This window comes from Roseomonas rosulenta, assembly GCF_016106005.1.
Lineage (GTDB): Bacteria > Pseudomonadota > Alphaproteobacteria > Acetobacterales > Acetobacteraceae > Neoroseomonas > Neoroseomonas rosulenta.
Window position 1 is genome coordinate 1 of the sequence record NZ_JACADR010000658.1, and the last position, 551, is coordinate 551.

Genomic DNA, 551 nt, shown 5'->3' on the forward strand with positions numbered 1-551 from the left:
CGCAGCCGGTCACGCTGCTGCCGGGCGTGGGGCCCGCCATGGCGAAGCGCCTGGCGGCGGCGGGCTTCGCCACGCTCGGGCAGCTCGGGGCGCTGGCCGCGCGTGAGGCCGCGCTGCGCTTCGGGGAGGAAGGGCCGGCCCTGGCCGCCCGCGCCCGCGGCGAGGACACGCGCCGCGTCAACCCCGAGCGCGAGACGAAATCCGTCAGCGCCGAGACGACCTTCGAGACCGATATCGCCGCGCCGGCGGAGCTCGAGGCGGTGCTCTGGCGGCTGTGCGAGAAGCTCGCGGCCCGCCTGCGCGAGAAGGGTCTGGCGGCGGGCGGTGTCACGCTGAAGCTCAAGACCGCAGCCTTCGCGATCCGCACCCGTGCGGCGCGCCTCGCGCAGCCGACCCGGCTGCCGGATGTGCTGTTCGACGCCGCGCGCCCGCTGCTCGCGCGCGAGGCTGACGGCACCGCCTTCCGGCTGATCGGCATCGGCGCGCAGCCGCTGGCGGCGGCGGCGGAGGCCGACCGCGGCGACCTCGCGGACCCAGAGGCGCCGCGCCGC

General features: G+C 78.0%; 1 protein-coding gene. It reads left to right on the plus strand.

The features are described 5' to 3' along the window. Nucleotides 1-551, plus strand: a 551-nt coding sequence (locus tag HW578_RS27505) for a DinB/UmuC family translesion DNA polymerase (protein WP_456308305.1), incomplete at both ends; no start/stop codon positions are given.